Here is a 25,566-nt window from a genome sequence, read left to right as displayed (position 1 = left end):
CCCGTCGCCGCGACCCACCCTGCCCGAGTGCAGATAACCGACGCGGAAAGCCACCGTTCAAGCACTTTGGCTTACCATGCAAAATCCTCGCAGCGAGCCCACCATGCCTGCCTTCTACAACCGCCACCGCGTCGCCCTGATCGTCCTGCTGATCCTCGCTGGCCTGCTGCTTAGCATGTACTGGGCCGGGCGCATCGCCGAACAGCGTGCCTGGGATGAGCGAAGCCAAGAGGCGCGCGGCCAGCTGGAACTGTACGCCCAGGCCATCCATACCCAGGTCGAACGGTTCCGTTCGGTACCGGCCTTGCTGGCACTGGACAGCGATATCCAGCGCCTGCTGACCGATCCCGGCGACCAATCCCTGCGTGACCAGCTCAATCAGCGCCTGGAGCAGCAGAATCAGGCGGCTGGTTCTTCCGTCCTGTACCTACTCGACCGCAACGGTGACACCCTCGCCGCGAGCAATTGGCGTGACTGGACCAGCTTCGTAGGCAATAACTACGCATTCCGTCCGTATTTTCTCGATGCACTGGCAAACGACTCGGGGCGCTACTTTGCCGTCGGCGTGACCACCGGCATCCCCGGCTATTTTCTTTCCAGCTCGGTGAAGGACGCTGCCGGCAACGTGATCGGGGTACTGGTGGTCAAGCTCGAACTGGAGGACATGCAGCGCGAGTGGGTCGGGCAGTCGGGCATCTTGCTGATTTCCGATTCGCTGGACATCGTCATCCTGGCTAACCGCCCCGTCTGGCGTTTCCGCTATCTGCGCCCGCTCAGCGACGAGGTGCGCAGCCGGCTGGTCGCCGCGCGACGCTATGCCGAGCAGACCCTGCAGCCGCTGCCGAGCGAGAGCCTGCAGCGCATCGCCGAGAATAGCGAACGGCGCCAGGTGGACGGTCCGGACGGCCGTCGAAACTACCTCTGGCAGCGCCTGGAACTACCGGAGGAAAAGTGGACACTGCACCTGTTGCAGGAGCCGCAATTGATTGCCGCCAACGTGCGCAGCTATCGCCTGGCCGCCGCCGGCGTCTGGATGACCCTCGCCTTCCTGCTGCTTTACCTGGCCCAACGCCGCATGACCCGCCGGGTCGAGCAACGTAGCCGCAGCGAGCTGGAGCGTCTAGTGGAAGTCCGCACCCGCGAGCTGAGTACGGCCCAGGACGAACTGGTGCACGCCGCGCGCATGGCGGCGCTGGGGCAGATGTCCGCCGCCCTCGCCCACGAGATCAACCAGCCGCTGACCGCCCTGCGCATGCAGCTGGCCAGCCAGCGCCTGCTGCTCGATAACGGCCGCACCGATGCCGTACGCGAAGGCCTCGGCCAGGTCGAGGGCCTGCTCGAACGCATGGCGGCACTGACCAGCCATTTGAAAACATTCGCCCGTAAGAGTCCCGCCGGGTTACGTCAGCGTTTGAGCCTGGCCGATGTGCTGGAGCAGGCGCTGCAGCTGCTCGGTCCGCGCATTCGCGGCGATAGCGTCGAGGTGCTGCGCCAGGTCCCGGCCGATGCCTGGGTCAGCGGCGACGCCATTCGCCTGGAACAGGTGCTGATCAATCTGCTGACCAACGCCCTCGATGCCATGCTCGACACCGAGGTGCGGCAACTGCGTATCGAGTGCCGTCGTGATCGTGAGGGCTGGACGCTGAGCGTCGCCGACAGCGGCGGCGGCATCGCCAGTGATCATCTTGATCAGGTCTTCGAGCCCTTCTTCACCACCAAACCGGTCGGCCAGGGCCTCGGGCTCGGACTGGCGGTTTCTTACGGGATCGTCCGCGATCTGGGCGGCAGCCTGGAGGCGCACAACGATGCGCTCGGCGCGGTGTTCGAACTGAAACTGCCAGCAGCCGAGTAGACTGGGCGTCTGCAGGAAGGAGTGAATATGAGCGGTCAGGTGATTTTCATCGACGACGAGGCGGCGATACGTCAGGCGGTGCAGCAATGGCTGGAGCTGTCCGGCTTCGCCGTGCGAACCTGCGCCAGCGCGCATGAGGCACTGCGTTTGGTCGACCGGGACTTCCCCGGCGTGCTGATCAGCGACGTGCGCATGCCCGACCTCGACGGCCTTGGCTTGCTGGAGCGGCTAGTGGCACTGGATCCGGAGCTGCCGGTGATCATGGTCACCGGTCATGGCGACGTACCGATGGCTGTGCAGGCGCTGCGTCAGGGTGCCTATGATTTCATCGAGAAGCCCTTCACCCCGGAGCGCCTGCTCGACAGCGTACGCCGCGCCCAGGACAAGCGCCGGCTGGTCTGCGAAAACCGCCAATTGCGTGAACAGTTCACCCGCAAGGGGCGCATCGAATCGATGCTACTGGGCGTCTCGCGAGTCATGGAAAATCTCAGACGCCAGGTACTGGAGCTGGCCGGGACCGACGTCAACGTGCTGATCCGCGGCGATACCGGCAGCGGCAAGGAGCAAGTGGCGCGCTGCCTTCACGATTTCAGCCCGCGAGCGAGCCATTCATTCGTTGCGCTGAACTGCGCGGCCATCCCCGAAACCATCTTCGAAAGCGAACTGTTCGGCCACGAAAGCGGCGCTTTTACCGGCGCCCAGGGCAAACGCATCGGCCGCATCGAGCATGCCGCCGGTGGCACGCTGTTTCTCGACGAGATCGAAAGCATGCCCTTGGCGCAGCAGGTCAAACTGTTGCGCGTGTTGCAGGAGAAAACCCTCGAGCGGCTCGGCTCCAACCGCAGCATCGAGGTGGATCTGCGCGTGATCAGCGCGGCCAAGCCCGACCTGCTGGAAGAAGTACGCGGCGGGCGCTTCCGCGAGGATTTGCTGTATCGCCTGAACGTCGCCGAACTGCGCATTCCGCCACTGCGCGAGCGACGTGAGGACATCCCATTGTTATTCGAGCACTTCTCCAGCCAGGCGGCGCAACGGCATGGGCGCGAGGCGCCACCGGCCAGCCCCGGCGAACTGGCGCAGCTGCTGAGTCACGACTGGCCGGGCAACGTTCGCGAACTGATCAACGCCGCCGAGCGCCATGCGCTGGGCCTGACGCCGCCGCCTTCTAAGAGCACCGCAGCCATTGCAGTGTCCGGTACTTCGCTGGCCGAGCAGATGGAAGCCTTCGAGGCGCAATGCCTTCACAACGCGCTGCAGCAACACAAAGGCAACATCGCCGAGGTGATGAACCAGCTACAGCTACCGCGCCGCACTTTGAACGAAAAGATGCAGCGCCACGGTTTGAGTCGCAACGATTACCTACCGGCAGGTAGCAGCGACTGTTAAAGACGCCGTGGAATGCACGTTTCACTGTAGGAGCGAGCTTGCTCGCGAACGCGTCCCCCTCCCGCGTCAGTAACGGCACGGTGGGCTGAAGCGGAACGCCGCCCGGCCCAACCTACGGGGCTATTGATGCCTCCTATGCGGGACGTGGAAACCATCAGCTTGTAGGGTGGGCTTCAGCCCACCAGAGCGCAGCGCCGGTCGCACAGGCGAGGCGTTATGAGCGGTACCAGAGCAAGCGGTGGGCTGAAGCCCACCCTACGCGGATCTGAGATTTGTGTCTTGTGAGTGGGTCCGGCGGCGTTCCGCTCCCTCAATCGATCCCGTCCAGCTCATCCAGCCGCTGTTGCAGAAAACGCCGTTCCGGCTCCAGCCGCGTCAGTTGCAGGGCGATTCGGTAGGCGCTGCGGGCGTCGTCGATACGGCCCAGGCGGCGGCAGAAATCGGCATGGGCCGAGTGCAGCAGGTGGTAACCCTGCAACTCGCCGCGCGCCAACAAGCTTTCGACCAGCAGAAGCCCGGCGTCAGGACCGTCGCGCATGGCCACGGCCACGGCGCGATTCAGCTCGATCACCGGCGACGGGCTGACCCGCAACAGCACGTCGTACAGCCCGACGATCTGCGCCCAATCGGTCTGCGCGGCGCTGGGCGCCTCGGCATGCACGGCAACGATGGCAGCTTGCAGGATGTAGGGACCAATACGTCGCGATGCCAGCGCACGCTGCACCAGCGCCGAGCCTTCGGCGATCTGGGTCTGATCCCAGAGGCTGCGGTCTTGCTCGTCGAGGCGCACCAGTTCGCCTGCGCCATCGGTGCGCGCCGCGCGGCGTGAGTCATGCAGCAGCATCAGCGCCAGCAGGCCCATCAGCTCCGGGTCCGGCAGCAGTTCAAGCAACAGCCGCCCCAGCCGGATCGCTTCGGCGCTGAGATCGGCGCGGGTCAGCTCGGCGCCGCTGGACGCCGAGTAGCCCTCGTTGAATACCAGATAGATAACGCGCAGCACGTTATCCAGCCGCGCTGGCAGCTCATCGCGAGCGGGCACGCGATAGGGAATCGCCGCATCGCGAATCTTCTGTTTGGCGCGGACGATGCGCTGGGCAATGGTGCTTGGCGAAGCGAGAAAGGCGCGGGCGATTTCCTCAGTCTTCAGGTCGCAGACCTCGCGCAGGGTCAGCGCCACCTGGGCATCGGCCGGCAATGCCGGGTGACAGCAGGTGAAGATCAGCCTTAGCCGGTCATCTTCCAGATCGTCGCGCTCCCAGTCCGGCTCTTCGTTTTCATCCAGCTGATCGGCCAGCAGGTTCAGCGAGGCATTGAACCGCGCCCGTCGACGCAGGCCATCGATGGCCTTGAAACGTCCGGCGGATACCAGCCAGGCCCGCGGGTTGGCCGGCAACCCGTCGCGCGGCCACTGCTGCACCGCAGCAATAAACGCATCCTGCAGCGCCTCTTCGGCCAGATCGAAGTCGCCCAGCAGACGGATCAGGGTCGCCAGCACCCGCCGCGACTCGTTGCGGTAGATGGCCTCGATATCTGTCTTGGTCGGTTCGCCACCACCCGGTGTGACGATCAATGGCCTGTCTCGGCCGCTCAACGGTCAGGCAGCTGGCGCAACGGGCGGACCTCGATGCTGCCCAGTTGTGCCGGTGGGATCTTCGCGGCCAGGCGCAGCGCCTCATCCAGGTCCCGCGCTTCCAGCAGGTAAAAACCGGCCAGTTGCTCGCGGGTTTCGGCGAACGGGCCATCGACCACCGAAACCGAGCCCTCGCGGACGCGCACCGTCTTGGCGGTACGCACCGATTGCAGCGGCTCGCCGGCGATGAAGTGCCCGCTCTCCTGCAGTCGCTCGCCATTGGCTATGCATTGCTCAACCAACGCGGCCCACTGCTCGTCGGTCATCGAATCCACGCGCTGCTCGTCGTAATAGACCAGGCACAGATATTTCATTTCAGTCTCCAGTGATGCCCGCCGGCTGCCGCCCTGGCAGCCGTGATACGGACGAAGGTCAAGATCAGCCAACTGCGCCGGTCTGGGGCTCGGGCTCGATTCCGAAGTCGACCTGGCCGCTGACCATGTCGAACGGCATCGAGAAGTGCTCATGGGCAACCTTCCAGTCGCTGCCCTGCCGACGCCAGCAACGGCTGCCGCGCATCCAGCCGGACTGCATTTCACCCTTCTCGTTGGTGCCGCCGCAATGGCTCAGGAAATGACTATAGGCCAGGTCTCCGCTGGCGTGGATGTTCAGCTCGCTGATCTCGAAGTAGCCCTCGCCCTGACAGAAGTCGAAGCACTTCTGCCAATGCTGACGGTAGACCTCGGCGCCCTTGAACTGCAGCGGGCCGACGGCATCGAAGGCCAGCACGTCGGCTGCGTAGTGGGACATGATGCGATCCAGGTCCTTGGTCCCGATCGCGCGCTCCCACTCATTGGTGAGTTCGCGGATACGGGTTTCGCTGGTCTGGTTTTCAGTTGCGTTGTTCATGCGAGTTACCTCTTGGTTGATAGGCTTTTGCCTGTTAGCTGAAGGTCGGCGTCAGGGCTGACGGGTCAGGGCGGTGCCCGAGGATGCAAGGCACGCACCTCAACGCAGCCCAGCCGCCCGGGAGGAATGCGCGAAGCCAGCCGGATGGCGTCGTTGAGGTCGAGGGCTTCGAGCAGGTAGAAGGCTGCGGGCTGCTCGCAACTGTCGAGCACTGGCCCGTCGCGCAAGGAAAGACGGCCGCCTTCCAGCCGCAGCGTGGTGGTACTCAGAACCGGTTGCAGCGCTTCGCCAATGATCAGCTGGCCGCTGCGCTGCAGGCGCTCACGATAATCGCGGCATTCGGCGTCCAGCGCGGCCTGCGCGCCAGGCAACAAGCCCGTCAGGGCATTCTCATCCAGGTAGACCAGGCACAGATAACGCATCACTGCGTCCTCGACGGCGGTTGCTGTTACCTGATAGTCGATACGAAAACGGAAAAATCGACAGCGCCGACAAATCTTTTTCCTGTGCAGTGCTCAAAGCCAGTCCAAGGGCTTGAACAAACCCATTCAGCGAGACAGGAGGGAGCCATGGCCGGTCAATTGCGCGGTCTGCTACTTCATCTGTTACACAACGGTCGCCTCGGCCTGGCCGCGGCATGCCTGACATTCAGCATCTCAGGAGCGGCGGCACCCATGCACCAATTACTGATCGGCACCTACACCAGCGAGGGCGGCAGCGAAGGGATCTACCGGATGCAGTTCGATGCCGAGCGCGGCTATATAGAGCCCCAACCCTTGCAGGTTGTGCGCACCGACAACCCCTCCTGGCTGACGCTGGACCTGAACCGCAACCGGCTTTACGCAGCGAACGAGAACGGCCCGGGGCAGCCCGATCCGGTGGGACGTGTGAGCGCCTTCATCCTGGCGCCAACCAGCGGGCAACTGTCGCCGCTGGAACAGCAGATCACCCTCGGCGACGAGCCCACGCACCTGAGCCAGAGCCGCGACGGGCGCTACCTGTTCGTTTCCAACTACGGTTCGAACGCCAATCCCGGCGGTAGCCTGGCGGTGATTCCCCTGGCGAAGGACGGCACCCTTTCGCCAGTGACTCAGATCGCCACACACAAGGCCAGCGAGAAGCACCCGAAACGCCAGCAATCGGCGCACGTGCATTCGGCGGTGCTATCGCCGAATGGAAAGAGACTGTTCGTCAGCGATCTGGGCGCCGACAAGATTTTCGTCTATCGCTACGACCCAGCCAAAGCCGAACGACCATTAAGCCCGGCAGACCCCGCGTTTATCAGCCTGCCGGACGGCAGCGGACCGCGGCATTTGACGTTCAGCCCGGACGGCAGCCAGGCCTACGCCACCCTGGAGCTCAGCGCCCAGGTGGCGCGTTTCGATCATGTCGACGGCAGCCTTGTCCAGCGACAGCTGGTCGACCTGGCCGAGGGCGGCGACTCCGCTGCGCATTCGCCGGGCGCCATTCACCTCTCGTCTGATGGGCGCTTCCTCTACGTCAGCGATCGCGCCGAGACGAACCGCATCATCGCGTATGCCATCGAAGAAAACGGCAGCCTGCGCGAGATCCAGCAGCGCGACAGCGAAGGCCGCGAGCCACGGGAATTCGCCATCGACCCAAGCGGCCGCTTCATGATCATCGCCAATCAGAAAAGCGATCAGTTGGTGGTGCTGCAACGTGACCCGGACACCGGCCTGCTCGGTGACACGTTGCAAACGCTATCGATCGGGCGGCCGTCGGACGTCAAGTTCATCGACCGCGCGGGGCTTTAGCCGGCGCACTCACTCAGAGAGCGCTGGCCAGAAAGATCAGCGAGCGCCCATGCGCCAGCGCCGCGGCGGGCTGGTTGTACATGGGCCGCGCCCAGCAGTTGAAGCCGTGGTCGACGCCTGGGTAGGTCTCGATCTGCGCCTGGCCGACTTGGGCCATCTTCTCCTGCACGGCGGCTACCGCATCGCTGTCGATATGCTCATCCTCTTCGGCGAAATGGAACAGCGTCGGGCAGGTGATGCGCTCGGCCTGATCCAGGCGCTTCTCGATGCTGCCGGGGTAGTAGCAGACCGCGGCATCGACGGCGGCATTGGCCGCACTGAGGAACGACAGAACGCCGCCCATGCAGTAGCCCACCGAGGCTACGCGCCCATTGCAGTCATCGCGTCCGCGCAGGGTGTCGGCAGTGCGACGCAGGTCGTCGATGGCCAGGTCGAAGTCCAGCGCCTGCATCAGGGAAAACGCGTGCTCCCAGTCGTCGCCGCCGTAGCCGAGCTTGACGCCTGGCTCGCTGCGCCAGAACAGGTCCGGTGCCAGCACCACGTAGCCATCCAGTGCGTACTGGTCGGCCACAGCCTGAATGTGGTCGTTGACGCCGAAGATTTCCTGAATCAGGACGATGCCGGGGCCGTGTCCGGCCGGCGGCAGGGCCAGATAGCCCTTGAACGTGTTGCCGTCCTGCGCGGGGATGTCGATCCACTGTGAAGTCATGCTCGTCTCCGTTGGTTTGCGGGGTTGCCGACTGCTAGCGATGCCGCATAAAGGCAGCAGGCGATCAAGATTGCGCTCTGATTAGAGCGGGGAAAAATGTCGGACCACAGGGCAGAGCATTGCCCGCCCCGTGATGCACGCTAGCGTTCGGGCTTCTGCTGCCGGCGCCGCTTCAGCGCGTCTTCTTCGCTGACTTCGTCAGCCATGCCCGGCGGCACGTTGTAGGCACCGCCCGGCACATCGTTGCGATCGCCGCCGGCGACTTCGCCGTTGCTGGTGCGATCGCCGCTCTCGTCGTTACGACCTTTAACGGTGTCGAGATTTTCTTTGCCACGCTCGGATGGATTCATGGGACCTCCGTCTGATGGATCATCGGACACTCTCGGTGCCCCTCGAGGTAGGAAGACCAGCAGACGCAGAAGTTGCACCCAAAATAGCTTCACGGATGACCGGCCATTCGGCAGAAACGCTGAACTAATACCGCCCAGGTATGGCCAAAAAACCATCTGGGGTTTTTCCCCACTGCCGCCGTGTGAACTTATGCAATTGACTCGAAGCCTGCCCGTAGACGCCCTGCCCGTTGCACCCGAGACAACGGCGCCCTCCAGGAATCTCTATTTCGCCCTGCTCGATACACCGACCAGCGAGACCGTCCGTGCCAGTGCGGCGGACTACCTCAACAACCAGTTGGAAGCCGCGTCTGCGTGCCCCTGCGACCTGCCGCAGGACCCAGCAGGGCTCGGCGAATGGCTCGACAGCCATACCGCAAAAATCGGCGGCCAGTACCAGACATATCTCGATGGGCGCCGCGCCGGTGCGCCGCGTCGGTACTTTTCCAGCAAGGCCCACGCGCTGCACTTTCTACAGGGCGTAGCGCCAACCAAACTGGTCGACGGCGCCTGGCTCTACGGCCTTCTGCAACGCTGGGACGATGCGCGTTTTACCGCGCTGATCCAGACCTACCTGGAAGAGCTTGGCGAAGGTCAGCCGGAAAAGAACCATGTCGTGCTCTACCGCAAGCTGCTCGCCAGCCAAGGCTGCGACGACTGGCAGAACCTCGATGACGAGAATTTCGTCCAGGGCGCGATTCAGCTGGCGCTGGCCGAACACGCCGAGCAATTTCTGCCCGAGGTGATCGGCTTCAATCTAGGCTATGAACAGCTGCCGCTGCACCTGCTGATCTCGTCCTACGAGCTGACCGAGCTGGGCATCGATCCTTATTACTTCACGCTGCATGTCACCGTCGACAATGCTGACAATGGCCATGCGAAGAAGGCCGTTCAGGCGCTAATGGCCGCCTGGCCGCAGGTCGGCGACGGCGAGGAATTTTATCGACGGGTCATCAACGGTTATCGCCTGAATGAACTGGGTGCCAGCACCCTCTCGGTGATTGCCAGCTTCGATCCCGAGCAAGAGGTATTGAGGGTGCTGGAAAAGAAGGCCGCAGTCGGCCAGTTCGTGCATTCGGACTATTGCCGCTTCGACGGCCGCACCGTGAATCAATGGCTGGCGAAGCCGGAGCTGATTCCGCAATTTCTTGACACCCTGCAGCGTCGCAACTGGATCAAGCGCCATGAAGATCCGCAGAACAGCCGCTTTTGGCAGCTAATTACCGGCGAACAGGGACCGATGTTCGGAGTATTCAGCGCGCACGAGCAACAGCTGATTCACGACTGGATCGCAGGCGACTGGCTGGCAGAGCAAGTGCCGACTCGTGGCAAGCCGCATCCAGTGCTGGCGCAGCGCCAGGCGCAGTTCAGCGGTCGTCGACGTACGCTCGCCGAGCAGCCAACCCGGCCCGCGCTAGCACAGCCGCAGGGCCAGCCAGTCAGCGATTTCGATCAGGAAACCCAGCTGCTCGAGCAGCAATTGGCGCAGCTGCCGACCCGCGAGGCGCGCATACGCCACCTATTGCCGCTGCTGGCACCGACTCGCCACCACAGCGCCGCGGGCCTGCTGGCAACACGCATCTTCACTGGACTGTTCAACTGAGAAGGCGATACCTCGCCAGGGAAATACCATGACTACCGAAACCGCCCAGGACCGTGCACTGCTGCACCTGGCTCATGCAGTGCGCGAGCGCGGCTATCACTTCATCACCCCCACGCCACTTACCCACGAGCGGGTGAACCAGCGGATCGAAAACGAACTCGCTACCGACATGGCCGGGGTTTTTGGCTGGAGCCGGCCATTTCAGCACGAGCTGCTGCCGCCAGCGGTTTTTAGTCTGATGGACCAGGCCGGCGTCCTCGCCCCCTGCGGCACGCGTTGGCGTAGCCGGGTACGGCTGTCGAGCCTCGATGGCCAGTTATTCGTGCATTCGGCGTACCCCACCGATTCGCCGGATTCGGTGTTTTTTGGCCCAGACACCTACCGCTTCGCCAATGCCATCCAAGCGCATCTGAACAATCACCCTGGGAACATCCGTCGCGCGGTGGACATCGGTTGCGGATCGGGCGCCGGTGCGATTCTTACCGCACTGGCGCGACCCCATGCCGAAGTGCTGGCGGTGGATATCAACCCCTCGGCGCTACGCCTGACTCGCATCAACGCGGCGCTGGCTGGCGCTGACAATCTGCGCGCCAAGCACAGCGACCTGCTCAACGATGTCGAGGGCGAGTTCGATCTGATCCTGGCCAACCCGCCCTATCTGATCGACCCCAGCGAGCGTGCCTACCGCCACGGCGGCGGCCCGCTGGGCGCGGGCCTGTCGCTGGCCATCTTCGACAGTGCACTGGAACGCCTGGCCCCGTGCGGCACCCTGCTGCTCTATACCGGCGTGGCGATGGTCGACAATCGGGACCCGTTTCTTCGGGAAATCAGCCAGCGCCTCGAAGGTCGCGGCCTGGAGTGGACCTATCGGGAAGTCGACCCGGACGTATTCGGCGAAGAGCTGCTCGACGGCGTTTACACCGAGTGCGATCGCATCGCCGCCGTGGTGCTGGAAGTGACCCGGCCGGCGGAATGAGTGGCGTGCGGCGCGTTACCCCACACCGCGTGGAAAACGCTTTGCGGTTTTCCACCCTACACCGGCAGCAGCACCAGGCACACCGACAAGGTGATCAGCGAGCCGAGCGTCGAGTACAGCACCACCCGCGACACCCGCGAGCCTTCGCGGCCGTAGAATTCGGCGAGCATATAAGGACCGGTGCCGGTGGGCAGCGCGCTCAGCAGCAACGCCGAATAAGCCCAGAGCGTCGGCAGTTCGAAGACCTGAAACGCCAAGTACCAGGTTATCAGCGGTTGGACCACCAGCTTCAGCGTCACCAGCGGCCAGACCCCAGTGACCTTGCCCGCGGGTTGCGGCTGGGCAAGAAACAATCCTAGCGAGACCAACGCGCAGGGTGCCGCCGCCGCGCCCAGCAACTGAAGCAGCGTTGCCAGCGGCACCGGCAGTGCCACCCCGCTCATCGCCCATAGACCACCGAGCAACGGCGCCACCACCAACGGGTTGCGCAGCAGCGCGCCGCTGACCTTGCCCAGCGTACGGATGAATCCTTGCCCGGCGTGCAAGCCGGTTTCCACACAGGCCAGCGCGATGGCGAACAGCACGCAGACCACGATGATCGACGCCACCATGGCCGGCTGCAGCGCCTCGTCGCCGAGCACCAGCATGCACAGCGGGATACCGATGTAGCCAGTGTTGGCGTAGGACCCGCCAAGCGCATCGAGGCTGGCATCGACCAAGGGCTGCTTCTGCAGCAAGCGGTAACCGAGGGTAAAGCCGAACACACCGAGGCAGCCTACGGCGAAAGCGGTGATGAAACCCGGTTGCCAGAGCTGCGCCCAGGTCGAGGTGGCGACGACGTTGAATAACAAGGCCGGCAACCCCAGCCAGACCACGAAGCGATTCAGCTCCGATGCAGCGGTCGGGCCCATGCGGCCGGTGCGGCGGCACAGATATCCCAGGAAGATCAGCGCGAAGACCGGCAGGACGACATTGACTACGGCGGACATGGTTTCTCAACGGCAGGCGCGCCGGCAGGAGGCTGGGAGCGCGGGGACGGTGGAGGCCGGAACGAGCCGGCGGCAAACCTTAGCAAAAATTAAGGTCTCCGCGGGTTGTCGAATTAGTGATGGGGCTGGGTGGGTTTGCTGCTCGTTTAAACGTTTTGGCTTCAGGCCGTGATTATCGAGCCGTTTGATGGCGCGGTTTCGCCCTGCTGGGCGAGTCACTTTTTCCAGACGCGGAAAAAGTAACCAAAAACGCTGTGCCCCTGCATACGGCCCTGGCTGCGCCGGGGTTCGTTTACTCCATCGCCGCTCCGAGGGTCGCCGTACAAGGGCCATCCATGGCCCATTACGGCTCTCGCCGCATCCATGCGGCTCGCCCCTCTACGCAACGATTCCGCTCACCCTCCTGATGGGGCGTTTCGCGTCGCCTGATATCTAGTGCAAGGAAAACCAAGCAAAAGAGCAAACCCGGATCGTCTGTAAGCTCAAACACGGACGGAAGCACAGCGCTTCGCTTTTTGCTGACGGAAAATCCAGCAGGCGGCACAGAACGCCCCTTTCAGCAGGCCGAATGAAATCGCTGCGTAGAGGGGCGAGCGGCATGGATGCCGCGAGAGCCGTGAAGGGCCATGGATGGCCCTTGCGCGGCGACCCTCGGAGCAGCGATGGAATGGGGGAAGTCGAGCGAAGCGAGACCCGGATGCAGGGGCAAGACCTTTTGGTTCCTTTTGGGGCGACTGCCAAAAGGGACGCGCCCAGCAGGGCGAAACCGCGCCATCAAACGACTCGATAATCAGCTTGAAATCGGGCTTTCAAACCAGCAAAAACAATCAAACTGGCCAATCCGATATCAACCCCAACATCACCAGCACTCCTAGGCGAGGAAAGCCCCCGAATCTGGGCAACTCCAACGCCGCACTTCGCAGCCGTTCACCAAACCTCAGTGCAACATGGTCGACGGACTATACCCATTAGGCTCAGCCCGCATGGCAGCAAACTCCGCCTCGACCCGCCCGCGCATGGCATCGGGCGCCTGGGGGAAACCGCTGCGATCGCTGTAATCCCACTCGGTAACTTCCTGGCTCTCCTCGGCGAGCCCCCTGGCGCAGGCCAGATCCAGCGCGGTAACGCCGACAACGGCACCAGCGGCCAACGCTGCGTTGACCTGCTCAGTGCCGTTTTCGATGCTCAAGCCCAACCCGGCCAAGTCCAGTGCATCGCCGCCGATGCGGCCATATATCCAAGGCTTGGGATTGTCTGTCAGCAAAAGCCCGACACCCGTGGCGATCTCGCGCGCACCGCAGGCGCGAATCAGCCCTTCGTGTTCCGGCACGCCAAGAAAGCGTGCCAGTTTGCCGGGCATCAGCACCTCGGCCAAACCGAGTCCAATGCTGAACCAGCCGAGCCCGCGGGCGAGGCTGCGGGCCGAATGATTGGTATGGGTCACGCGGTGTGGAACGCTCATATTCAGTCCCTCCTTCGGGGCTAGGGAATGCCGGCACGCGGTTCCCTGATCAGGGAACCGCTGCCAAACCCTCAGGGCTTGAGGACGACCTTGATGCAACCGTCGTGCTTGTCGCGGAAGGTCTTGTACATCTCCGGCCCCTGCTCGAGGCTGACGCTGTGGGTGATGACGAAGCTCGGATCGATCTGGCCTTCCTGAATGCGCTTGAGCAGGTCGTCGGTCCAGCGGTTGACGTGGGTCTGACCCATGCGGAAGGTCAGCCCCTTGTTCATTGCCGCGCCGAACGGAATTTTGTCGATCAGCCCGCCGTAGACCCCCGGAATAGAGATGATGCCGGCCGGGCGGCAGACGTAGATCATCTCGCGCAGTACGTGCGGGCGGTCGGTTTCCAGCATCAGCGCCTGCTTGGCACGGTCGTACATGGAATCGATGGAACGCGCAGCGTGCGCTTCCATGCCGACCGAATCGATGCACTTCTCCGGGCCTTTGCCGCGGGTCAGTTCCTTGAGCCGTTCGAGCACGCTCTCTTCATCGAAATTGATGGTGATGGCGCCGCCGGCACGGGCCATGGACAGCCGCTCGGGCACGTTGTCGATGCAGATCACCTGTTCAGCGCCCATCATCACCGCGCTGCGGATGGCGAACTGGCCGACCGGCCCGGCACCCCAGATGGCCACAGTGTCGGTGGGCTGAATGTCGCATTGCGCCGCGGCCTGCCAGCCGGTGGGAAGAATGTCGCCGAGGAACAGTACCTGCTCATCGGTCATCCCGTCTGGAATGACGACCGGGCCGACATCGGCATAAGGCACACGGACGTATTCGGCCTGGCCACCGGCATAGCCGCCGGTGAGGTGGGTGTAGCCGTAGAGCCCCGCAGTGGTGTGACCGAAGACCTTATCGGCCACGTCCTTGTTGCGGTTGGTGCGCTCGCAGACCGAGAAATTGCCGCGTCGGCACTGGTCGCACTCGCCGCAGACGATGGTGAAGGGCACCACTACACGGTCGCCGACCTTGAGCTTCTTATTGGCCGAGCCGACCTCCATCACCTCGCCCATGAACTCGTGGCCCATGATGTCGCCGTGCTGCATGCCGGGCATGAAGCCGTCGTAGAGGTGCAGGTCGGAGCCGCAGATGGCGCAGGAACTGACCTTGATGATGGCGTCGCGCGGATCTTCGATGCTCGGGTCCGGGACGTGATTGTCGCAGCGGATATCGTGCTTGCCATGCCAGCGAAGAGCTCTCATGAAAAATCTCCTGGTTCGGTGTTCGAAAACGCCGCCGTGGTGGTTCTTCCTGATGTCTTCGCCGCGATGCGGCAGCTGCTCCTGACCCGACTGCTGCCATGTGGCAGGGCGCGCGGCGTGCGTGCTATCAAATTTTTAGTAAGCGCCGCGTCGGCAGAGTTGCCTGAAATGTTGTCGTGATGGCCGAATCACCGACGGGCTGTCGTCGTCGAGGCTTTTCGCGCATCGCAAGAAACGACCGAAACCCGCTTTTGTAGGAGCTAGCTTGCTAGCGAAGCTTTTAGGGGACGATTCGCTAGCAGCGACTAGGCGACCACCATGCCTGCGAGGTGCAACGCGGGCATCTGTCGCCTCGACTCAGCCTTTGCCCGGCCGAACCGCGGCGTAGCCGTTGCGATAGCTCGGATATTGCGGCGTCCAGCCCAGCGCCCGCGCACGGGCATTGCTGCAACGCTTGCTGCCGGCGCGGCGCGTCATCATCTGTTCGGCCCAGTGCGTCACGCCGAGCCGCTCGCGTAGCCAGTCGACCACTTCGTGCAGTGGCGCCGGGTCGTCGTCGACGCCCAGATAGCAATCCTGCAGATCGCCACCACGCAGATCGGTCTGTAGCAGACAGGCCAGAAGCGCTGCGGCGTCGTCGCGATGAACACGATTGCCGTACTGTGGCGGTTCGCGATCGACACGCAGGCCAGCGCGGACCTGATTCTGCATCCACGGGCGGGCGGGATCATAAAGCCCAGCCATACGTACCAGCGTTGTCGGGATACCGCTGCCAAGCGCCAATTGCTCGGCTTCGAGCATCACCTGGCCGGTGTAGCCGGTGGGCTCGGTGGGGGACGTCTCGTCGATCCATTCCCCCTGGCTCTGCGCATAGACGCCAGTGCTGGAAAGGAAGATCAACCGCTTGGGACGCTGACCGCGTTGCTGCAGCCAACCAAGAGCGTTTCGCAAGCCTTCGACATAAGTCTGGCGGTAACCGGCTTCGTCATGCTGACTGGCCGATGCCGCGTACACCAGGTAATCCAACCGGCCATTGGGCCAACCACGCGGAACGTCGCTGGCGGATAGATCACCCTTCACTGGCAAGATCGGCACCGGCAGACCCGCGGCCTGACGGCGCAAGCCGTAGACCGTCCAACCCGCTCGGCTCAGCTGCAGACCAAGACGAATACCGACATCGCCGCAGCCGGCGATCATTACTGAAGGACGATTTGCCATGATCGGTTGCTCCGTAACCTTGCAGGCCATTCAATTGGCCCGCCTTGCAGGAGTGTACCGCCGCCCCACAAGTTTTGCCCTGGCTCCGCATGCAGTGAACGACTGCGAGCCAGTTGGTTCGAACACGAGCAAAGGCTATGCTAGCCAGCACTCTGATGGAATAACGCTATGACACTGACCGAACTGCGCTACATCGTCACGCTCGCCCAGGAATCACACTTCGGCCGCGCCGCCGAACGTTGCCACGTCAGCCAGCCCACCCTGTCGGTCGGGGTGAAGAAGCTCGAGGACGAGCTTGGCGTGTTGATTTTCGAGCGGACCAAGAGCGCAGTGCGGCTGACGCCGGTCGGCGAAGGCATCGTGACCCAGGCGCAGAAGGTCCTTGAGCAGGCACAGAGCATCCGTGAGCTGGCGCAGGCGGGCAAGAATCAGCTGGCGGCGCCGCTCAAGGTCGGCGCCATCTATACCGTCGGTCCTTACATGTTCCCGCACCTGATCCCGCAGCTGCACCGCGTGGCGCCAGACATGCCGCTGTATATCGAGGAAAACTTCACCCACATCCTGCGCGACAAGCTGCGCACCGGCGAGCTGGATGCGATCATCATCGCGCTGCCGTTCCAGGAAGCGGACGTGCTGACGCTGCCGCTGTACGACGAGCCGTTCTACGTGCTGATGCCGGCCAACCATCCGTGGTCCAAAAAAGACACCATCGACGCCGAGATGCTCAACGACAAGAGCCTGCTGCTGCTCGGCGAAGGTCACTGCTTCCGCGATCAGGTCCTCGAAGCTTGCCCAACCACTCGCAAGGGCGAGGCGCCGACCCACACCACAGTGGAGTCCTCATCGCTGGAAACCATCCGTCACATGGTTGCCTCGGGCCTCGGCGTGTCGATCCTGCCGCTGTCGGCGGTCGACAGCCATCACTATTCCGCCGGCGTGCTGGACATTCGTCCGCTCACGCCGCCTGTGCCGTTCCGCACCGTAGCGATCGCCTGGCGCGCCAGTTTTCCGCGTCCCAGGGCTATCGAAGTGCTGGCCGACTCCATCCGCCTGTGCTCAGTCGCCAAGCCGCCCGTCGCGAAAGACTGATTCATGAGCGAGCTGGCGGCGGTTCCGGTCACCGCACTCAAAGGCGTGGGCGCGGCGCTGGCCGAGAAGCTCGCCAAGGTCGGCCTGGAAACACTTCAGGATGTGCTCTTTCACCTGCCCCTGCGTTACCAGGACCGCACCCGTATCGTCCCCATCGGTGCGCTGCGGCCGGGCCAGGATGCAGTGATCGAAGGCACAGTGACCGGAGCCGACGTAGTCATGGGCCGGCGCCGTAGCCTGCTGGTGCGCCTGCATGACGGCAGCGGCAGCCTTAGCCTGCGCTTTTACCATTTCAGTCAGGCGCAGAAGGAAGGGCTCAAGCGCGGCACCCAGCTGCGCTGCTATGGCGAAGCCCGACCCGGCGCGTCGGGACTGGAAATTTACCATCCGGAATATCGCGCGCTCAGCGATACCGACGCGGTTGCGGTAGAACAGACCCTGACGCCCATTTACCCGACCACTGAAGGCCTGACCCAGCAGCGCCTACGCCAACTCACGCAGCAAGCACTGGCCCGGCTCGGCCCCCACAGCCTGCCCGACTGGCTACCTGAAGAGCTGTCGCGTGACTATCGCTTGGCCCCGCTGGACGAGGCCATCCGCTACCTGCATCGACCGCCGCCAGACGCCGACCTCGAAGAACTCGCCGAGGGCCGCCATTGGGCTCAGCATCGCCTGGCGTTCGAGGAATTGCTTACCCATCAGCTGTCCTTGCAACGGCTGCGTGAAAGCGTGCGCGCCCAGCATGCGCCGCCACTGCCTGTGGCGCGCCAGCTTCCGCAACGTTATCTGCACAACCTTGGTTTCCAGCCCACCGGCGCGCAGCAGCGCGTTGGCGCCGAAATCGCCTATGACCTCGCCCAGGACGAGCCGATGCTGCGCCTGGTGCAGGGTGACGTCGGCGCCGGCAAGACGGTGGTCGCCGCGCTCGCGGCGCTACAGGCGCTGGAGGCCGGCTATCAGGTGGCGCTGATGGCACCGACCGAGATTCTCGCCGAGCAGCATTTCATCACCTTCTGCAAATGGCTCGAACCACTGGGCCTCGAGGTCGCCTGGCTGGCTGGCAAGCTCAAGGGCAAGGCGCGCGCCGCGGCGCTGGAGCGCATCGCCGCAGGCGCACCGATGGTGGTCGGCACTCATGCGCTATTTCAGGACGACGTGCAGTTCAAGCGACTGGCATTGGTGATCATTGACGAACAGCACCGGTTCGGCGTTCAGCAGCGGCTGGCGCTAAGACGCAAGGGCATCGATGGCCGTCTGTGTCCGCACCAGTTGATCATGACCGCGACGCCGATTCCACGAACGCTGGCCATGAGCGCCTATGCCGATCTGGATACCTCGATCCTCGACGAACTGCCGCCCGGGCGCACCCCGGTCAATACGGTACTGGTGGCCGACAGCCGTCGTCTGGAGGTCATCGAGCGAGTGCGTTCGGCGTGTAATGAGGGGCGCCAGGCGTATTGGGTCTGTACCTTGATCGAAGAATCCGAGGAGCTGACCTGCCAGGCAGCGGAAACCACGTTCGAGGATCTTTCGGCGGCGCTCGGCGGGCTCAACGTCGGGCTGATCCATGGCCGCATGAAGCCGGCGGAAAAAGCCGCGGTGATGGCTGAGTTCAAGGAAGGCCGCCTGCAGCTGCTGGTGGCGACCACGGTGATCGAAGTGGGAGTCGATGTACCCAACTCGAGCCTGATGATCATCGAGAATCCCGAACGCCTCGGCCTCGCTCAATTGCATCAGCTGCGCGGACGGGTCGGCCGGGGCAGCGCCGCCAGCCATTGCGTGTTGCTCTATCACCCTCCATTGTCGCAGATCGGTCGCGAACGACTGGCGATCATGCGCGAAACCTGCGACGGCTTCATCATCGCCGAGAAGGACCTGGAGCTACGCGGTCCGGGTGAAATGCTCGGTACGCGGCAAACCGGGCTGTTGCAGTTCAAGGTCGCCGATCTGATGCGCGATGCCGATCTGCTACCGTCCGTGCGCGACGCTGCGCAGGCGCTGTTGGCACGCTGGCCGCAACACGTCAGCCCACTGTTGGAGCGTTGGCTGCGCCACGGCCAGCAATATGGGCAAGTTTAACGCTCGTCGGTAAAATCAAACCGCACTAAACCTGCGGCTATACTGCGCCGAACGAGAATAAGACGGATCTGCTCATGAACTCGGCTGTCGATACAACAAAAGAAATTTCGCTTCCGCCAATGATCGTCCAGCTTCTGGACAAACTGGCGCTTCCTTATCGCACCTGTGAAGAGCAATCGGGACTGGACCCGGCCAGGCGCGTGCAGGCGGTATTGGTTGACGATGCCATCGGCGCGCTGCTGGTGCTTTATCCTCGCGATCATTTGCTCGATCTGCCAGGCCTGGTGGAACTGACCGGGCGCCAGCTGGTAGCCGTCAAGCCCGACCGGTTGACACGCATGCTGGCCAAGCACGACCTGCAGGTGCTGCCCGGTCTGCCGCCGCTGACCAGCTCGCCCTGCCTGTATGAGGAACGACTGCTGCAACAGCCGGAGCTATTGATCGAGTCCGGCCAGCCAGGTTTGCTGCTGGCGCTTTCCAGCAGTGATTTCAAGACGCTATTGAGCAAAGCCAGCGCCGGGCACTTCGCCGTGCCGCTGAGCGGCATCCGGCCCAACCTCAACCGCCCGGACGACGACAGCGCAGAGATCACCCAGGCGGTGCAAAGCTTCACGGCGCGACGTATCCAGAAGCGCCTGGAAGAAACTATCGAGATTCCGCCGCTGGCGCAGACGGCACAGAAAATCATCAAACTGCGCGTCGATCCCGATGCCACAGTGGATGACATCACCGGCGTGGTCGAAACCGATCCCGCGCTGGCTGCGCAGGTGGTCAGCTGGGCCGCGTCGCCCTACTACGCCGCGCCCGGCAAGATCCGCTCGGTGGAAGACGCCATCGTGCGCGTCCTCGGTTTCGATCTGGTGATCAACCTGGCGCTGGGCCTGGCATTGGGCAAGACCCTGAGCCTGCCCAAGGACCAGCCGCAGCAGGCAACGCCGTACTGGCAGCAGGCGATTTACACGGCAGCGGTAATCGAAGGCCTGAACCGCGCCATCCCGCGCACCCAACGGCCGGAAGCCGGGATCAGCTATTTGGCGGGATTGCTGCACAATTTCGGCTATCTGGTGCTCGCGCATGTGTTCCCGCCGCATTTTTCGCTGATCTGCCGGCATTTGGAGGTCAACCCGCACCTGAACCACAGCGTCATCGAACAGCATCTGTTGGGCATTACGCGCGAGCAGATCGGCGCTTGGCTGATGCGCTACTGGGGCATGCCGGACGAGTTGTCGACCGCGCTGCGCTTCCAGCACGACCCGGATTACCAAGGCGAGCATGCCGGTCACGCCAATCTGGTCTGCCTGGCGATACGCCTGCTGCGCAACCGTGGCATTGGCTCCGGGCTCTACAGCGAGATTCCGCAAGGGCTGTTCGATCGCCTCGGCCTGAGCCGCGAGAAAGCCAACGACGTGGTGAACAAGGTGCTCGATGCCGAAGCCGCGCTGCGCGCCCTGGCGATGCAGATCCATCCGGCGCAGTGACCGCCGTACTGATCCAGGCAGCGCGGCAGCGCCAATCGTGACGCTGCCGCGCGGGAACTGGATATCTCCTAGGTGCCACGGCGCTAGCCGCCGGCGCGAAAGCTCACCCTTGCATCCACCAGACCATCACCAACTTGACTGATGCTGACCTCGGCGAGGCTTGCGCCCGCCGCCTGTAGTTCATCGAACCAGCGCAGCAGTGTCGCGTAGGAAGCGCTGGGCAAGGTCACCTGCAGGCTACCGTCATTGCCGTTGTCGAAGCTTTCGATGGTCAAACCGCTCTGCTGCGCGCTTTGGGTCACCAGACCTTGCAGCTGCTCGGGCGCCAGCGATACAGGATTGCTTCGCGACATCTGCCGGGCCAATTCGGTGTTTTGCTCCAGATAGGCGTACAGCTCACGTTGCTGCTGAAAATACATTTGCGTGTCGCGCACCCGCTGCTGCGCCGGCTGCCAGAGCAGCACATAAAACAGGACCACCAGCAGGAAGGCACCGAGCAGGGTCAGCGACAGACGCTCGCGGGGCTGCAGACGCTGCCAGCGCAGCCACAACGGTGATTCGGCGAGACGTACCTGCATCTGTTGTTTCAGATTCATCCCCGGCCTCCAATCACCACGCGAGCACTGACGGCATCGCCGTCACGGCTGGCCGAGCCCAGTTGAACGCTTTCACCGGTTTCGCCCAAGCGCTGGCGCAGTTGCTCCAGCGCCGCAAAGTCGCTGGCGCGTACCTGCAACGCGAGGTCGCCGCGGGCTTCGTTATAGTCAAGCTGACTGATCGACACCGGAATACCCTCGGCCATGGCCAGCGCCACTTCGTCGAGCAGGCGCATGAATCCGGCCGAGGTGCCAGCGCTCTGGCCGATGTGTTCGTCGAACTGCGCGCGCAAGTTGACGATGCGACGGTCCTCGGGGAACAGCTCGGTATAGAGCGCATGGCTAGCTTCGGCGTAGCGCTCGGCCTGGCCGTCCAGCGACCAGGCCTGGATCAGGTTGAACACCAACTGCACCGCCAGAACCAGCGCAAGCACGATCAGCACCGGCTTCCACTGGCCTAGCCCGCTGCCTGCGGCCTGCACGGCAAAATCGCCCTGGGCCAGATTCAACGCACCCGCGCGTCCCGATGCAAGAAAACGGTAGGGGTCGTCCAGTTGCTGGTAGTCGTCGAGTGGTTCGGGCGCTTCGGCGTGGGTGCCATGGCCGTGACGAGGCGCGGGGCACTGAGCGGCGAGATCCGGCCATTGGTTGCTGTCGAACGCCAGCCTGGCTTCTGGACTGCCACCCAACAGGGCGCGCCCATCGATAAACAGCAACTGGGTGCCGTCGCGTGGCAGCAGATCGGCATCGACATGAATCGCGACAATCGTCAGTCCCAGCGCTTGCAGATCCTCCAGCCAATCGGCCAGCAGCTGGCGGCGGATCGCGATGACCCTGCGGCGGCCGTCTTCCAACGCATCGCCGTGCGTCAGGTGCAGGTCGTCGACGCTCTCCGCAAGCAGTTCCTCCACGGCGTAGGCCAGCGCCTGGCTGATCCAGCGTGCCTTGCGCGTCGGCAGATTCACCGCAAAGTAGCTGCAAACTTCAGCCGGCAAGACCAGCGTCACCGCGGCGAGCGCCCGCTCGGCACAGGTTGCCAACGTTACCCAGCCACCTTCGCCCTCGCCCGATAGCCAGTAGACCTGAGTATCGGGGCCGAGCCGGGCGCCGCAATCGGCGGGCAGAAACAGGCAGTCCATCGGCTATCGATCTCCGTCATTGGTTGGACGAGGCAGCCGCGGCGGCTGTCCCAGGTTTCGCTGAAGCACGCGTACTTCCCCGTTTTCTTCGCGCCGCAGCCGACTCACCAGGGCCAGCCGGCGGTCGGCCAGGCGCACTTCGCTGATGGCCTGGAAGAATTGACTGGTCACCGCGATGTTGGTGCCCTGCAGTTGGACACCGCCAAGCGCCGGTTGCGCCATGAAGGTCGCCACATCGCGAAAACCACCAGCCTGCCGAGCCTGCACCAAACCTTCGGCAGCGCTCGGGCTGAGGTTGTCGGCGAGGCTCGACAGTACCATTGCGCTGGCGGTGTTGACGTTCAATGGGGTATCCGCCGGTAGCACGCTGACATAGGGCGCCAACCGCTGAAAATCCTCGTCGCGCATGTCGAGCAGCAAACGCAGCTCGGACAGATCCTCAAGACGATTCCCGGCCGTGCGGTAAGGGGGATCGAGCAACAGATAGGCATTGTCCTCGGCACCCAGTTCGCCGCTGGGCTGCTGATCGCTGTCCAGCCAATCCTGGAGTCGCTCGGCGTAAGGCTCGGTGATCTGCAGACGCAGCAGCAATCGACGGAACTGCGCCAACGCGGCCGCATTCGGCTGTTGCTCCTGCACCAGGCTGTTGAGGTTGAAGCGACCGGCCAAGTCTTCGATACGGATCTCCACCTGGCCTTGGCCCTCGTCGAGATCGTAGGCCGGCTGCGGCAACGCCCAGGGCTCCAGCAAATGATCGACGGCAGGCACGCCGGTGCCGTTGCCGGTCGCCTGCAGATCGCGACGCAGGATCGACTGCGCCAGGGCTTCGCCGCCCAGGGCGTAGTGCCAGGCCTGACGCGCTTGCGACTGATTGGCGGTGCCGCGGATAGACAACTGCTGACGGGCAATCATGCCGGCGCAGACCACAGTGACGATGGCCACTACCAGCAATACGGTGATCAGCGCGACGCCGCGCTGGGCCTTCATTGCAGTTCATCCTCGGGCACCGGTTCGGGCACGCCCTGGGAATCCGGCTGGACAAAGTCGGGGGCTGCTGTCGGGCCGTCGGGTAGACGCAGCAGGCGTGTAATCGTGCCGTAACGCTGATGATCGAACGAGAACTCTACGGCAGCCGGAAGACGCCGGGCCTGCTCTTCCGGGTTGCCACGGCCAAAATCGAACGGCGGCCATTCCTCGTGCCAGCTGTTTTCCGCGTCCAGGTAGCGCAAACGCAACTCGAGCACATCGTCCAGCACCCGCTGCACGCGCGGCTGGCTGTCCACATCGCGATCGAGCACGACCCAGTAAAGCCGCTCCAGGTTGTCCCCGGTGAGGCGCCAACGCACCCGTTGGAGATTGGCGCGACGCATCCCGGTGGGGTTGCGCCAACCGCTGCGGGTCAGCTCAAGGGCGACGCCGTCCTCGACACCCGCCAACTGGCCAATGAAGGCATTCTGCTGGTCGCCATAACCATCGCGAACCGGCCGCGGCACGGCCTGGATCAGGTCGCGTTCGAGGCTCCAGATCGCGCGGCTGAGCTGGCGCAGCTGAGCATCCTGCGCGCGCACCACTTCATCGCTGCGCAACACGGCTTCGAGCATCCGGTAGGTCGCCAGGCCCAGCAGTGCGAACAGGGCGATGGCAATCAACAGCTCCAGCAGGGTGAAGCCCGCCACGGCGCGACGCATCACGGATCGACCCCGACGAAGCCGGTGAGGCTGGTTACCGCGCGCTCGGCGATCGAACCATCGCCGCCGCGCGATTCGGCCGCCGCAACCCAGACGCGGATACGCAACAGGCCGGGCGTTCCGCTGGTTTCCACTTCGCTGAGCGTCTGCCACTGCCGACCAGCGAACTCCAGTTCCTGGTCTTCGCGACCGATGTCCGGGGCCGGTTGTTGCAGTTGCAACTCGGTGAGGCGGTTGTCGGCGATCCAGCCCGCCAGGGTCAGCGCTTCCAGCCGTCCGGCGTTGTTCACGCTACGGCCGGCGGCGGTCAATACGACCGCCGCGACAATGGCGAAGATCGCCAATGCGACCAGCACCTCCAGCAGGGTGAAACCGCGCGATCGCGGCAGGTCTTTGCTCATCGGCGCTCTTCCAGCGGTTCGGCACGGGGCATGCGGAAACCGTCGCTGGAGACGATCCAGCTGCTACCTCCCGGTCGTTGGTCAGACAGTGTCAGGGTAAACGGCGATAACTCGCCGCTCGACAGGATCAACAGCTGCGGCTGCACGCGTGGCGCACGTTGGCGCTCGCGGTCTTCGTCGTCGGAAAGGCCAATAGGATCGTCCTCGCGCTTGACCGGCGCCACCAACTTCAGCGGTGTGCCATCGAGTTCCAGTTCCAGACGTATCCACTCTGGCGGCTGGTGCGCCTCGCTGTCGCCGGCATCGCGCCAGCGCGTCTCGGCCTCGTCGTAATGCATCACCCGATAGCCGTCGCGATTGATCAACAGGCCGTATTCACGGCTATCGAGCACGGCTTCGTCGGCCATCAGGCTGATCAGCGTCGCCAAACGTTGCGCTTCGTCGCGTATATCGCGCGATGAGCTGGTGCTGCCGATGGACAACACAGCCAGGCCCACCAGGCTGCCGAGGATGACGATCACTACCAGCAACTCGATCAGCGTGAAGCCGCCGTCCCGGCGCGCCCGAGGCATCGATTAAAGGTCCCAGCTACCGATATCCGCGTTCAGATCCGAACCGCCCTGCTTGCCATCGGCACCGTAGGAGTACAGGTCGAATTGCCCTTGAGTGCCCGGCGACAGGTATTGGTAGTCGTTGCCCCAAGGGTCCTTGGGTACACGCTTGAGGTAACCGTCGCGGTTCCAGTTCTTCGGCTGCGGGTTGCCGCCGGGTTTTTCCACCAGCGCATCGAGACCTTGCTGGGTGCTGGGGTAGGAGTAGTTATCCAGCTTATACATGTCGAGGGCGGCGCCGATGGCCTTGATGTCCCCCTTGGCCACGGTCACCTTGGCCTGATCCGGTCGGTTCATCACCTGCGGCACCACCAGCGCGGCGAGAATCCCGAGGATCACCACCACCACCATGATTTCGATGAGGGTAAAGCCACTCTGTTTGCGTTCGTTCAACGTCATGCTC

General features: G+C 63.6%; 25 protein-coding genes. 8 read left to right on the top strand and 17 right to left on the bottom strand.

All coding sequences use genetic code 11. The features are described 5' to 3' along the window. Window positions 1-103: 103 nt before the first annotated feature. Together NAV33_RS10195 and NAV33_RS10190 are read left to right on the top strand one after the other, a co-directional pair. The gene (locus NAV33_RS10195) at window positions 104-1,852 is read left to right on the top strand and encodes a sensor histidine kinase (RefSeq protein ID WP_255979588.1); all 1,749 of its coding nucleotides are present in this window, start codon (window positions 104-106) and stop codon (window positions 1,850-1,852) included. A 27-nt stretch (window positions 1,853-1,879) separates the two neighbouring features. Next, window positions 1,880-3,238, top strand: a complete 1,359-nt coding sequence (locus NAV33_RS10190; RefSeq protein WP_255979586.1) for a sigma-54-dependent transcriptional regulator — start codon at window positions 1,880-1,882, stop codon at window positions 3,236-3,238. A gap of 310 nt (window positions 3,239-3,548) precedes the next feature. Here NAV33_RS10190 and NAV33_RS10185 read toward each other — a convergent pair whose 3' ends face one another. The 4 genes from NAV33_RS10185 to NAV33_RS10170 form a co-directional block, all read right to left on the bottom strand. Continuing rightward, entirely contained in the window at window positions 3,549-4,808 is a 1,260-nt protein-coding gene (locus tag NAV33_RS10185; RefSeq protein ID WP_272887304.1) for an RNA polymerase sigma factor, read from the bottom strand. Window positions 4,809-4,825: 17 nt separating this feature from the next. Next, entirely contained in the window at window positions 4,826-5,182 is a 357-nt protein-coding gene (locus NAV33_RS10180) for a YciI family protein (RefSeq protein WP_255979585.1), read from the bottom strand. A gap of 64 nt (window positions 5,183-5,246) precedes the next feature. Further along, window positions 5,247-5,717, bottom strand: coding sequence for a YybH family protein (locus tag NAV33_RS10175; protein WP_255979583.1), 471 nt, complete (start codon window positions 5,715-5,717; stop codon window positions 5,247-5,249). A 65-nt stretch (window positions 5,718-5,782) separates the two neighbouring features. Then, window positions 5,783-6,139: a YciI family protein gene (locus NAV33_RS10170; RefSeq protein WP_255979581.1), complete on the bottom strand. Its 357-nt coding sequence runs from the start codon at window positions 6,137-6,139 to the stop codon at window positions 5,783-5,785. A gap of 147 nt (window positions 6,140-6,286) precedes the next feature. On the opposite strand from NAV33_RS10170, the gene NAV33_RS10165 reads away from it, so the two are divergent. Further along, window positions 6,287-7,492, top strand: coding sequence for a lactonase family protein (locus NAV33_RS10165; RefSeq protein WP_255979579.1), 1,206 nt, complete (start codon window positions 6,287-6,289; stop codon window positions 7,490-7,492). Between the two features lie 13 nt (window positions 7,493-7,505). Here the strand turns inward: NAV33_RS10165 and NAV33_RS10160 are convergent, their stop codons facing one another. Next, window positions 7,506-8,201 carry a dienelactone hydrolase family protein gene (locus NAV33_RS10160; RefSeq protein ID WP_255979577.1) on the bottom strand — a complete coding sequence of 232 codons (696 nt, stop codon included), beginning with the start codon at window positions 8,199-8,201 and terminating at the stop codon, window positions 7,506-7,508. Window positions 8,202-8,341: 140 nt separating this feature from the next. Beyond that, window positions 8,342-8,551: a hypothetical protein gene (locus tag NAV33_RS10155; RefSeq protein WP_255979575.1), complete on the bottom strand. Its 210-nt coding sequence runs from the start codon at window positions 8,549-8,551 to the stop codon at window positions 8,342-8,344. Window positions 8,552-8,741: 190 nt separating this feature from the next. On the opposite strand from NAV33_RS10155, the gene NAV33_RS10150 reads away from it, so the two are divergent. Beyond that, window positions 8,742-10,193 carry an iron-containing redox enzyme family protein gene (locus NAV33_RS10150; protein WP_255979573.1) on the top strand — a complete coding sequence of 484 codons (1,452 nt, stop codon included), beginning with the start codon at window positions 8,742-8,744 and terminating at the stop codon, window positions 10,191-10,193. A 28-nt stretch (window positions 10,194-10,221) separates the two neighbouring features. Then, window positions 10,222-11,169 carry a methyltransferase gene (locus NAV33_RS10145; RefSeq protein ID WP_255979571.1) on the top strand — a complete coding sequence of 316 codons (948 nt, stop codon included), beginning with the start codon at window positions 10,222-10,224 and terminating at the stop codon, window positions 11,167-11,169. 56 nt (window positions 11,170-11,225) lie between these two features. On the opposite strand, the gene NAV33_RS10140 is transcribed toward NAV33_RS10145, so the two are convergent. The 4 genes from NAV33_RS10140 to NAV33_RS10125 all read right to left on the bottom strand — a co-directional run bounded on the left by NAV33_RS10140 (window position 11,226) and on the right by NAV33_RS10125 (window position 16,082). Then, window positions 11,226-12,158, bottom strand: a complete 933-nt coding sequence (locus NAV33_RS10140; RefSeq protein WP_255979569.1) for an AEC family transporter — start codon at window positions 12,156-12,158, stop codon at window positions 11,226-11,228. A gap of 937 nt (window positions 12,159-13,095) precedes the next feature. Then, window positions 13,096-13,620, bottom strand: a complete 525-nt coding sequence (locus NAV33_RS10135; RefSeq protein ID WP_255979567.1) for a transcriptional regulator — start codon at window positions 13,618-13,620, stop codon at window positions 13,096-13,098. Window positions 13,621-13,691: 71 nt separating this feature from the next. Beyond that, window positions 13,692-14,864, bottom strand: a complete 1,173-nt coding sequence (locus NAV33_RS10130; RefSeq protein WP_255979565.1) for a zinc-dependent alcohol dehydrogenase — start codon at window positions 14,862-14,864, stop codon at window positions 13,692-13,694. Between the two features lie 357 nt (window positions 14,865-15,221). Continuing rightward, window positions 15,222-16,082 carry an NAD-dependent epimerase/dehydratase family protein gene (locus tag NAV33_RS10125; RefSeq protein ID WP_255979563.1) on the bottom strand — a complete coding sequence of 287 codons (861 nt, stop codon included), beginning with the start codon at window positions 16,080-16,082 and terminating at the stop codon, window positions 15,222-15,224. Between the two features lie 168 nt (window positions 16,083-16,250). Here NAV33_RS10125 and NAV33_RS10120 point away from each other — a divergent pair, with 168 nt between their 5' ends. The 3 genes from NAV33_RS10120 (at window position 16,251) to NAV33_RS10110 (ending at window position 20,728) form a co-directional block, all read left to right on the top strand. After that, on the top strand, window positions 16,251-17,171 hold the full coding sequence (locus tag NAV33_RS10120; RefSeq protein WP_255979561.1) for a hydrogen peroxide-inducible genes activator: 921 nt from the start codon (window positions 16,251-16,253) through the stop codon (window positions 17,169-17,171). A 3-nt stretch (window positions 17,172-17,174) separates the two neighbouring features. Beyond that, the gene (gene recG, locus NAV33_RS10115; protein ID WP_255979559.1) at window positions 17,175-19,250 is read left to right on the top strand and encodes an ATP-dependent DNA helicase RecG; all 2,076 of its coding nucleotides are present in this window, start codon (window positions 17,175-17,177) and stop codon (window positions 19,248-19,250) included. Window positions 19,251-19,324: 74 nt separating this feature from the next. Then, a complete protein-coding gene (locus NAV33_RS10110) occupies window positions 19,325-20,728 on the top strand; it encodes an aminoacyl-tRNA deacylase and HDOD domain-containing protein (protein WP_255979557.1) in 1,404 nt (467 codons plus the stop codon). Window positions 20,729-20,811: 83 nt separating this feature from the next. Here the strand turns inward: NAV33_RS10110 and NAV33_RS10105 are convergent, their stop codons facing one another. Genes NAV33_RS10105 through gspG form a run of 7 tightly spaced genes read right to left on the bottom strand, consistent with a single transcriptional unit; the run spans window position 20,812 to window position 25,562 of the window. After that, window positions 20,812-21,324 (bottom strand): type II secretion system protein M, encoded by a 513-nt coding sequence (locus NAV33_RS10105; protein ID WP_255979555.1) that lies wholly within the window; start codon window positions 21,322-21,324, stop codon window positions 20,812-20,814. Further along, window positions 21,321-22,463 carry a type II secretion system protein GspL gene (gene gspL, locus NAV33_RS10100; protein WP_255979553.1) on the bottom strand — a complete coding sequence of 381 codons (1,143 nt, stop codon included), beginning with the start codon at window positions 22,461-22,463 and terminating at the stop codon, window positions 21,321-21,323. Before gspL ends, NAV33_RS10105 begins: the two co-directional genes overlap by 4 nt. Before the next feature lie 3 nt (window positions 22,464-22,466). Continuing rightward, window positions 22,467-23,450, bottom strand: a complete 984-nt coding sequence (gene gspK / locus NAV33_RS10095; RefSeq protein ID WP_255979551.1) for a type II secretion system minor pseudopilin GspK — start codon at window positions 23,448-23,450, stop codon at window positions 22,467-22,469. Then, entirely contained in the window at window positions 23,447-24,151 is a 705-nt protein-coding gene (gene gspJ / locus NAV33_RS10090) for a type II secretion system minor pseudopilin GspJ (protein ID WP_255979549.1), read from the bottom strand. Before gspJ ends, gspK begins: the two co-directional genes overlap by 4 nt. After that, window positions 24,151-24,552: a type II secretion system minor pseudopilin GspI gene (gspI, locus tag NAV33_RS10085; RefSeq protein ID WP_272887303.1), complete on the bottom strand. Its 402-nt coding sequence runs from the start codon at window positions 24,550-24,552 to the stop codon at window positions 24,151-24,153. The genes gspJ and gspI overlap by 1 nt, the downstream gene beginning before the upstream one ends. Beyond that, on the bottom strand, window positions 24,549-25,124 hold the full coding sequence (gene gspH / locus NAV33_RS10080) for a type II secretion system minor pseudopilin GspH (RefSeq protein WP_255979547.1): 576 nt from the start codon (window positions 25,122-25,124) through the stop codon (window positions 24,549-24,551). The genes gspI and gspH overlap by 4 nt, the downstream gene beginning before the upstream one ends. Before the next feature lie 3 nt (window positions 25,125-25,127). Next, window positions 25,128-25,562 (bottom strand): type II secretion system major pseudopilin GspG, encoded by a 435-nt coding sequence (gene gspG, locus NAV33_RS10075; protein WP_255979545.1) that lies wholly within the window; start codon window positions 25,560-25,562, stop codon window positions 25,128-25,130. Between the last annotated feature and the right edge of the window lie 4 nt (window positions 25,563-25,566).

The organism is Stutzerimonas stutzeri (genome assembly GCF_024448715.1).
Lineage (GTDB): Bacteria > Pseudomonadota > Gammaproteobacteria > Pseudomonadales > Pseudomonadaceae > Stutzerimonas > Stutzerimonas stutzeri_AR.
Note: the sequence above shows the minus strand (reverse complement) of the source record. Positions and strands in the feature narration are given on the sequence as shown.

Coding starts and splice junctions, on each gene's coding strand:
- NAV33_RS10195 (WP_255979588.1), top strand. CDS start 104: ATGCCTGCCTTCTACAACCGCCACCGCGTCGCCCTGATCGTCCTGCTG.
- NAV33_RS10190 (WP_255979586.1), top strand. CDS start 1,880: ATGAGCGGTCAGGTGATTTTCATCGACGACGAGGCGGCGATACGTCAG.
- NAV33_RS10180 (WP_255979585.1), bottom strand. CDS start 5,182: ATGAAATATCTGTGCCTGGTCTATTACGACGAGCAGCGCGTGGATTCG.
- NAV33_RS10175 (WP_255979583.1), bottom strand. CDS start 5,717: ATGAACAACGCAACTGAAAACCAGACCAGCGAAACCCGTATCCGCGAA.
- NAV33_RS10170 (WP_255979581.1), bottom strand. CDS start 6,139: ATGCGTTATCTGTGCCTGGTCTACCTGGATGAGAATGCCCTGACGGGC.
- NAV33_RS10165 (WP_255979579.1), top strand. CDS start 6,287: ATGGCCGGTCAATTGCGCGGTCTGCTACTTCATCTGTTACACAACGGT.
- NAV33_RS10160 (WP_255979577.1), bottom strand. CDS start 8,201: ATGACTTCACAGTGGATCGACATCCCCGCGCAGGACGGCAACACGTTC.
- NAV33_RS10155 (WP_255979575.1), bottom strand. CDS start 8,551: ATGAATCCATCCGAGCGTGGCAAAGAAAATCTCGACACCGTTAAAGGT.
- NAV33_RS10150 (WP_255979573.1), top strand. CDS start 8,742: ATGCAATTGACTCGAAGCCTGCCCGTAGACGCCCTGCCCGTTGCACCC.
- NAV33_RS10145 (WP_255979571.1), top strand. CDS start 10,222: ATGACTACCGAAACCGCCCAGGACCGTGCACTGCTGCACCTGGCTCAT.
- NAV33_RS10140 (WP_255979569.1), bottom strand. CDS start 12,158: ATGTCCGCCGTAGTCAATGTCGTCCTGCCGGTCTTCGCGCTGATCTTC.
- NAV33_RS10135 (WP_255979567.1), bottom strand. CDS start 13,620: ATGAGCGTTCCACACCGCGTGACCCATACCAATCATTCGGCCCGCAGC.
- NAV33_RS10130 (WP_255979565.1), bottom strand. CDS start 14,864: ATGAGAGCTCTTCGCTGGCATGGCAAGCACGATATCCGCTGCGACAAT.
- NAV33_RS10125 (WP_255979563.1), bottom strand. CDS start 16,082: ATGGCAAATCGTCCTTCAGTAATGATCGCCGGCTGCGGCGATGTCGGT.
- NAV33_RS10120 (WP_255979561.1), top strand. CDS start 16,251: ATGACACTGACCGAACTGCGCTACATCGTCACGCTCGCCCAGGAATCA.
- recG (WP_255979559.1), top strand. CDS start 17,175: ATGAGCGAGCTGGCGGCGGTTCCGGTCACCGCACTCAAAGGCGTGGGC.
- NAV33_RS10110 (WP_255979557.1), top strand. CDS start 19,325: ATGAACTCGGCTGTCGATACAACAAAAGAAATTTCGCTTCCGCCAATG.
- NAV33_RS10105 (WP_255979555.1), bottom strand. CDS start 21,324: ATGAATCTGAAACAACAGATGCAGGTACGTCTCGCCGAATCACCGTTG.
- gspL (WP_255979553.1), bottom strand. CDS start 22,463: ATGGACTGCCTGTTTCTGCCCGCCGATTGCGGCGCCCGGCTCGGCCCC.
- gspK (WP_255979551.1), bottom strand. CDS start 23,450: ATGAAGGCCCAGCGCGGCGTCGCGCTGATCACCGTATTGCTGGTAGTG.
- gspJ (WP_255979549.1), bottom strand. CDS start 24,151: ATGCGTCGCGCCGTGGCGGGCTTCACCCTGCTGGAGCTGTTGATTGCC.
- gspI (WP_272887303.1), bottom strand. CDS start 24,552: ATGAGCAAAGACCTGCCGCGATCGCGCGGTTTCACCCTGCTGGAGGTG.
- gspH (WP_255979547.1), bottom strand. CDS start 25,124: ATGCCTCGGGCGCGCCGGGACGGCGGCTTCACGCTGATCGAGTTGCTG.
- gspG (WP_255979545.1), bottom strand. CDS start 25,562: ATGACGTTGAACGAACGCAAACAGAGTGGCTTTACCCTCATCGAAATC.